This is a genomic window from Lentzea kentuckyensis, assembly GCF_002150765.1.
Classification (GTDB): Bacteria; Actinomycetota; Actinomycetes; order Mycobacteriales; family Pseudonocardiaceae; genus Lentzea; species Lentzea kentuckyensis.
On sequence record NZ_MUYM01000055.1, the window covers coordinates 70,046 to 77,898 of the forward strand.

Sequence of the window (7,853 nt, forward strand, 5' to 3'; positions counted from 1 at the left end):
CACGACGTGTCCTGGCCGCCACCGGACGGCGCGGAGGAAGCCGACCTGGCGGGCTTCTACGAGAGCTACGCCGAACGCGGCGCGGACTACGGCCCGCTGTTCCAGGGCGTGCGGGCGGCCTGGCTCGCCGACGGCGTGGTGTTCGCCGAGATCGTGTTGCCCGGCGAGGCCGCGGACGCGCAGGCGTTCGGTGTGCACCCCGCCCTGCTGGACGCGGCGCTGCAGACGGCAGGACTGGCCGGGCTCGAGGTCAGGGGTGGACTGCCGTTCTCCTGGGAGGGTGTCACGCTGCACGCTTCCGGTGCCTCGGTGTTGCGCGTGCGGCTGGTGAAGACCGGCCCCGCCTCGTTGTCGCTCAGCGCGGTGGACGTCGAGGGCGCGCCGGTGATGTCGGTGGAGTCGCTGGTCATGCGGGCACCCCAGGCGGCCGCCGCACGCCGGGGGGACGCGGACTCGTTGCTGGGTCTCGACTGGGTCGTCGCCGAGGAGACCACGTCCGGCGCCGCCACGTGGTCGATCCTCGGCGCGGACCGCTTCGACCTGGGCTACGTGCTGCAGATGCGCGGTGAGCCGGTCGTCGCGTACTCCGAGTCGCTGGGCGGTGCCCTCGCCGACGTGGTGGTCGTCCCGGTGTCCGGAGAGGACTCCGCGCCGGCGACCGTGCGGGCGACGACCGCACGGGTGCTGGCCCTGCTGCAGGAGTTCCTGTCGGACGAGCGCTTCTCGCGGTCGCGCCTGCTCGTCGTGACCAGCGGCGCGGTCGCGGCGCGGGACGGGGAACCGGTCCCGGACCTCGCGGCATCGGCGGTGTGGGGCCTGGTGAGGTCGGCGCAGTCGGAGAACCCCGGCCGGTTCCTGCTGGTCGACGTCGACGGTGAGCAGGCTTCGCACGCCGTGGTGCCCGGACTGATGGGCCTGGTCGAGGCCGGCGAGACACAGGTCGTGGTGCGCGAGGGCGTGGCGAAGGTGGGCAGGCTGATGCCCCTTTCGGCCACGAACGGCGCGCTGGTGCCGCCCGCGGGAGTGCCGTGGCGGTTGGACAGTGTCCGCAAGGGCAGCCTCGACGCGTTGACGCTCGTGCCGTGTCCCGAGGTGCTGGAGCCGTTGACCGGCCGGCAGGTCCGGATCCGGATCTCGGCCGCGGGCCTGAACTTCCGGGACGTGCTGAACGCCCTGGGCATGTATCCCGGTGACGCCGGCATCTTCGGTGCCGAGGCGGCGGGCGTCGTGGTCGACGCCGGTCCCGACGTGGTGGGGGTGCGTCCCGGTGATCGTGTGATGGGGATGTTCCCCGGTGTGTTCGGACTGCTGGCGGTCACCGACGAGCGGTTCGTGGTGAAGGTGCCGCAGGGGTGGTCGGACGAGACCGCCGCGTCGGTTCCGGTGGTCTTCCTCACCGCCTACCACGGCCTGCTCGACCTCGCCGGACTCGGTGAGGGGGAACGGATCCTGGTGCACGCGGGCGCAGGTGGCGTGGGCATGGCCGCCATCCAGCTCGCACAGCACCTCGGGGCCGAGGTGTTCGCGACCGCCAGTGAGGCCAAGCAGGACGTGCTGCGCTCCCTGGGCGTGCCGGACGAACGGATCGCCTCGTCCAGGACGACCGAGTTCGAGCAGCGGTTCGACCGGCTCGACGTGGTGCTCAACGCGCTGACCGGTGAGTTCGTCGACGCCTCGCTGAGGCTGCTCGGCGAGGGAGGCCGGTTCCTGGAGATGGGCAAGACCGATCTCCGGAACCCGGACGACCTGCCGGGTGTCGCCTACCACGCCTTCGACGTGGGCCGGTTGCATCCCGACCACATCCAGCGGATGCTCACCGCGCTCGTCGGCATGTTCGAGCGAGGTGTCCTGCGGCCGTTGCCGGTGCGGACCTGGGACGTGCGCCGGGCTCCGGAGGCGTTCCGGTTCATGAGTCTCGCCAAGCACGTCGGCAAGATCGTGCTGACGATCCCGCGCGAGTGGGACCCCGAGTCGACCGTGCTGATCACCGGTGGCACCGGTGGGCTGGGCAGCGAGCTCGCCCGGTACCTGGTGACGGAGCGGGGAATGCGGCATCTCGTGCTGACGAGCCGCGGCGGGGTCGCCGAGGACGGACTCGTCGAGGAGCTCGCCGGACACGGTGCCGAGGTCGTGGTCGCCGCCTGCGACACCGCCGACCGGGTCGCCCTCGCCGATCTGCTCGCGCGGATTCCGGCGGAGCATCCGCTGAAGGTCGTCGTGCACGCCGCAGGTGTCCTGGACGACGGTGTGGTCGAATCGCTGACGCCGCAACGGCTCGACGCGGTGATGAAGCCCAAGGTGGACGGTGCCTGGAACCTGCACGAGCTCACCAGCGATCTTTCCGCGTTCGTCCTCTTCTCGTCGTTCGCCGGGGTGACGGGCAGTTCCGGCCAGGGCAACTACGCCGCGGCCAACGTGTATCTCGACTCCCTCGCCTACCAGCGCAGGAGCGCGGGACTGCCCGCGATCTCCCTGGCCTGGCCGTTGTGGGAACGTGCCACGACCATGACCGGAGCCGTCCTCGGCAGCAACGTCGAGCGGATGAAGTCGGGCGGCCTGCCCCCGATCAGCACGCAGCAGGGCCTCGCGTTGTTCGGCGCCGCCACGGCGACCGACGCGGCGCTGGTCGTTCCGTTCGGCGTGCGCAAGCGCCAGGTCGCGGTGACGGGCGAGGTGCCCGCCCTGCTGAAGGGCCTGATCCGGACCGGTCGACGTACCGCCGCGAGCCGCAGGACGGTGTCGTTGCAGGAGCGGCTGCGCGAGCTCGGCGGCGGTCAGCGGGAACGCGCGTTGTGCGACCTGGTGATCGACTACGCCGCGGCGCTGCTGGGGCACGCCGACAAGGGCGCGGTCACGCCGGAGAGCGACTTCCTCGGACTCGGCTTCGACTCGCTGATCGCGGTCGAGCTGCGCAACAAGCTGAGCGAGGCCGTGGGGATCCGGCTTCCGTCCACAGTGGTCTTCGACAACAAGACGCCCGGTCTCCTGGCGCGCTGGCTGGACGGTGAGCTGGGGGACGCGGGACCGGTCGAGCGCAGGTCCGCGGACACCGGGGGAGAGACCGTCGAGGGAGTGTTCTTCGCGGCCATGGAGGCGGGGAAACTGCAGGAGGGCCTGCAGATGCTCAAGGCGGTCGCGCTCACCCGGCCCAGCTTCGATTCCCCCGCCGCGTTGATGGAGCTGCCCCAGCCGGTCACCCTCGCCGAGGGGCCGGCGCCGGCCAGGCTGATCTTCGTCAGCTCACCGACGGTGACCGGTGGCGTGCACCAGTACGCGCGCATCGCCGCCCACTTCCGCGGCAAACGGACGGTGCAGGCCGTGCCGTTGCCCGGCTTCGCACCGGGGGAGAGCCTTCCGGCCACGGCCGAAGCGGCGAGCAGGGTCGTCGCGGAGAGCGTGCTGCACGCGAGCGAAGGCCAGCCGTTCGTCCTCGCCGGTCATTCCTCCGGCGGTTCACTCGCGTACGCGGCCGCGGGAATCCTGGAAGCCACCTGGGGCATTCCGCCGGCCGCCGTGATCCTGCTCGACACTCTGAGCCTCACGCACGGGTCCGGCGGCTCGGCCGACTTCGCCGATCTCACCAGGATGTACCTGAACGAGTCCGACGCGGCGGTGAAGGTGACCAGTACGCGGCTGTCGGCGATGACGCACTGGTTCTCGAAGATGGCGGAGCTGAAGGTGGATCCGACCAGTGCGCCCGTGCTGCTGGTCCAGTGCGCGGTGCCACTGCTGGCCGACGGCGAGCCGGTCGTGCGGGACGAGACCGAGCCGGTGGTCGCGGGCGCCGAGATCAGGGTCGTCCAGACCGACCACTTCGCCCTGGCGATGGAGGATTCCGGGCTGACCGCCGAGGCGATCGACGACTGGCTGATCACGACCGTCGGGTGAGGACGTTCCCGGCGCGCCACCCAGGTGGTGCGCCGGGATCCGGCTGTTTCGCGCAGTACCTTCCGCACAGCACGAAACAGCCGTATCCCGGGCCCGGGATACGGCTGTGTGTGTTCGAGCAAGGAACTACCAGCGAACCGGCAGTGAGTGCATGCCGAAGAGCACCCGGTCGTACTTGAACGACAGCTCGTCGAGGGAGACTGCGAGCGACAGCGTCGGGATCCGTTCGAACAGCGACTTCAGCGCGATCTCCATCTCCGCCCGCACCAGGTTGTGGCCCAGGCACAGGTGGGCGCCGTAGCCGAACGCGACGTGCTGCCGCTCTGGCCGGTCAGGCTTGAACTCCGCCGGGCACGAGAAGGAGCCGGGATCGTGGTTGGCTCCTGCCAGCAGCGGAATGACGCCCTCGCCGGCCCTGATCAGCTGACCGCCGATCTCCACGTCCTCCACCGCGGTCCGCAACGCCACGATGTCGGCGACGGAGTGCAGTCGGATGAGCTCCTCCGCCACGCGGTCGTCGCCGATCCACTGCGGGTTCATCAGCAGGGTCAGCACGCCGAGGGCGATGTTGTTGGCCGTGGTCTCGTGTCCGGCGATCAGCAGCAGCATCGTGACGCCGGCCAGTTCCTCCGGCGTGATCGTGCCGACGTGGATCAACCTCGTCGTGAGGTCGTCGCCGGGACGCAGGCGCTTGATGGCGATCAGCCGGCCGAGGTAGCGCAGGATCTCCTTGCCGGCCGCGTCCCGTTCCTCGTCGGTCGACGAGAGGGTGACCATGGTCCGGGTCTTGGACTCGAAGAACTCGTGGTCGGCGTAGGGCACCCCGAGCAGGTCGGTGATCACCAGGGAGGGCACCGGCAGTGCGAACGCGCTGACCAGGTCGGCGGTGGGGCCCTCGGCCAGCATCGAGTCGATCAGGTTGTCGACGATGCGCTGGATGGCGGGTCGCATCTCCTTGATCCGCCGCACGGTGAACTCGGGCAGCAGCGCCTTGCGGAACCTGTTGTGCTCGGGCGGATCGAGGCCGACGAACCAGCCGGGCACGTCGGACTGCGACGGCACCCCACCGGTGCGGCCGGGGTTGGGAAAGCCGGGGTGCGACGGGTTGGAGCTGATCCTGGTGTCGGTGAGGACCGCCTTGACGTCGTCGTAGCGGGCGACGAGCCAGACCGGGGAACCGTTGGGCAGCGTGGTCCGCGTGAGGCCGGGCTGCTCCCGGAAGCGCGCGTAGTCCGGCGGCGGGAAGTTCGGTGCTGACATGGGATCACTCATCCGTCTCGTAGAACTCCCGGACCTTGCCGACGATGTGGTTCTGGTCGGCTTCGGTGAGTTCGCTGTACGTGGGCAGGTACAAACCGTCCTCGCTGAACCTGCTCGCGTTGAGCTGCGGCCAGTTCGGGTCGAGGTAGCCCGGCTGCCGGCTCATGGGCTTGAAGAACAGCCGCGTCTCGATGCCGTTGCGCTTCAGGAACTCGCGGAGCTGGTCGCGACGTTGGGCGCGGAGGTCGTACATCCAGAGCACATCACGTTGCGGCATCAGCGTGATGCCGCTGATGCCGGCCAGTCCCGCGTCGTAGCGCCGCTCGATCTCGCGGCGTCCGGCCAGGATCTCCGGTAGCCGTTCGACCTGGGCCAGGGCGACCGCCGCCTGCATGTTCGTCATCCGGAAGTTGTAGGCGAGCTTCTTGTGCAGGAAGCTGTGATCGTCGCTGAACGCCATCCCGCGCAGGTGCCTCATCTGCCCGGCGAGCCACGGGTCGTCGGTGATCGCGATACCGCCCTCACCGGAAGTGATGATCTTGTTGGCGTACAACGAGAAACAGGCGATGTCGGCGACCGGCCGGACGCCGTGCGCCTCGGCGGAGTCCTCGACGACCCGCAGGCCGTGGTCGTGGGCCAGGGCCATGATCGCGTCCATGTCGCAGCGGCGGCCGTAGACGTGGACCGGCATGATCACCTTGGTCCTGCTGGTGATCTTCTCCTCGATCCGGGCGACGTCGATGTTCAGATCGTCGCCGCAGTCCACGAAAACCGGCGTCGCGCCGGTGTAGGTGACCGCCCACGCGGTCGCGATCATGGTGAACTCCGGGACGATCACCTCGTCTCCCGGGCCGACGCCGAGCGCGCGGAGCGCGAGCGTGAGCGCGGCGGTTCCCGAGGAACAGGAGACACCGTGCGCGATGTCGTTGTACTGCGCGAACTCCTGCTCGAACTGGGCGACGTAGGAACCCTGCGACGAGATCCAGCCGGAGTCCACCGCCTTGAAGACGTACTCGTGCTCGCGCCCGCCCAGGGATGGCTTGGAGACCGGGTACTGGAACGTCATGGTGTCTTCTCCTGAGGCAGCGGTGTCTCGTCGTGAGGGCGCGCGGCGGTGAGTGCGGGCAGGGCCAACAGGAGGTCTGCGGCGACTCGTCGTCCACCCGCGGCCTGCTGGAGTTGCCCGATCCGTTCCGCCCGCAGCCGGAAGGAGGGATCGCCGAGCATCCTGGTCAGCTTGTGGGTCACGTCGTCGGGGTCGATCGTGTCCGGGCGGTCCAACATGAGGCCGACGCCGAAGTCCTGCACGCGGACGGCCAGGTCGTGGCAGTCCATCCAGAGCGGCCGGGTGAGCAGTGGCTTGCCGAAGTACAGGCCCTCGTGAACGCCGTTGCTGCCCGCGTGCGTGAAGAAGAGCCGCACGTTCGGGTGGGCCAGCACGTCGAGCTGGGACGGCACCCAGGCCTCGATCCGGAGGTTTGCCGGCAGTTGCCCGCCAGGCGGCAGCAGGTCCTGTTGTTCGGGGGGAAGTTTCCAGAGGAACTGATGCCGCTTCATCCGCCGCACGACCTCGATCATCGACGCGACCTGCTCCCGGGTCAGCCGGGTGATCGTGCCGAATCCCAGGTACACCACGGATTCCTGCGCGTCGAGCCACCGCATGAGCTCGTGCTCGCCCGGTGCCTGCGGCAGCGGCGGGATCAGCGCCCCGACGGTCCGCATCTTCTCCGGCAGGGAGAACGGGTAGTCCATCTCGGGAATCGAGTAGCACAGCACCATGGCGGCCTGGTCCACCCGTGCCATCTCGCCCTTCGCCTCCGGGGCGATGCCGTGGCGCTGGCGCAGCTCGGCGTCCTCCTTGACGAGCTCCTGCATCGCGGGGGTGAGGAACGGGAGCAGCGTCCGGATCTTCATCAGCTGGTTGGCCAGTCGCTGCCGGAGGTTCATCGGATACGGCAGGCCTGAATGCGGAACCGGGAAGTCCCGCGGGGTGTGGGACCTGCCCACGTGCGTGCGCGTCGTCAGCACGTTGCTGGGCAGGAACGGAACGCCGAGCACGAAAGGGGTTCCGGTGGTGATGGCCACCTCGTAGCCGAACTGGCTGATGCTGTCCACCACCATCAGGGCGGGATCGAGCGCCGCGACGGCCGCCTCGAGTTTCCCGTACTTCTCCATCCGGCCGCGGGGCCGGAAGGTCTGGCAGATCACCGCCTGGTTCGCCTTGGCCTTCGACTTCTGCGTGACCGCGCGGTAGACGGTGTCCTCCCAGGAGGTCGCCGACATCTCGGAGTCCACGTCGCCGAGCGACACGAACGACACCGGCGAGCTCGCGGAGAGTGCCTCGACCTCCTCCCGCCGGTTCTCGTCCGTGGCGAAGTAGAGATCGGGAACGCCCCTTCTCGCCAGTTCGCCCGCGAGCACCAGCAGGGGATTGATCAGCCCGCTTTCCGGATAGCTGACGAACAGAACAGGACGCCGGGTCGTCGCCATGGAACGCACTCTCCACCAGGTTGGGGGGCCAGGGTGTCTGGCGGCCGCCGGGGGTAGGTGGGGGGATCGTCGCCGATCAGGTGTCGAGCTGTCGTCGTCAGCCTGGCACGTTGAGAGAATTCCCTAGTCTTCTCACACCTTCGGCAACTGGCCGTCCACTTTCGAGCGTTTTTCTCGTGATCGCGGTTGACACTGAAGCCGATTCGGGTTGCGGA

Annotated in this window: 3 protein-coding genes and 2 pseudogenes; 2 read left to right on the forward strand and 3 right to left on the reverse strand. The window is 69.2% G+C overall.

Annotated features, from left to right (window positions below; genetic code table 11):
* Positions 1 to 27: 27 nt before the first annotated feature.
* Both B0F77_RS50910 and B0F77_RS50915 read left to right on the forward strand, forming a co-directional pair.
* Positions 28 to 2,481: pseudogene (locus B0F77_RS50910) on the forward strand (SDR family NAD(P)-dependent oxidoreductase); the annotation flags it as partial.
* Between the two features lie 330 nt (positions 2,482 to 2,811).
* Positions 2,812 to 3,888, forward strand: a pseudogene (locus B0F77_RS50915) (alpha/beta fold hydrolase); the annotation flags it as partial.
* Between the two features lie 126 nt (positions 3,889 to 4,014).
* On the opposite strand, the gene B0F77_RS25010 reads toward B0F77_RS50915, so the two are convergent.
* From B0F77_RS25010 to B0F77_RS25020, 3 genes are read right to left on the reverse strand one after another with little or no spacing between them, the layout of a single operon-like run.
* Positions 4,015 to 5,148 carry a cytochrome P450 gene (locus B0F77_RS25010; RefSeq protein ID WP_245848600.1) on the reverse strand — a complete coding sequence of 378 codons (1,134 nt, stop codon included), beginning with the start codon at positions 5,146 to 5,148 and terminating at the stop codon, positions 4,015 to 4,017.
* Positions 5,149 to 5,152: 4 nt separating this feature from the next.
* Positions 5,153 to 6,214 carry a DegT/DnrJ/EryC1/StrS family aminotransferase gene (locus tag B0F77_RS25015; RefSeq protein ID WP_086665421.1) on the reverse strand — a complete coding sequence of 354 codons (1,062 nt, stop codon included), beginning with the start codon at positions 6,212 to 6,214 and terminating at the stop codon, positions 5,153 to 5,155.
* Positions 6,211 to 7,638, reverse strand: a complete 1,428-nt coding sequence (locus B0F77_RS25020) for a glycosyltransferase (protein WP_086665422.1) — start codon at positions 7,636 to 7,638, stop codon at positions 6,211 to 6,213. Before B0F77_RS25020 ends, B0F77_RS25015 begins: the two co-directional genes overlap by 4 nt.
* Positions 7,639 to 7,853: the final 215 nt, after the last annotated feature.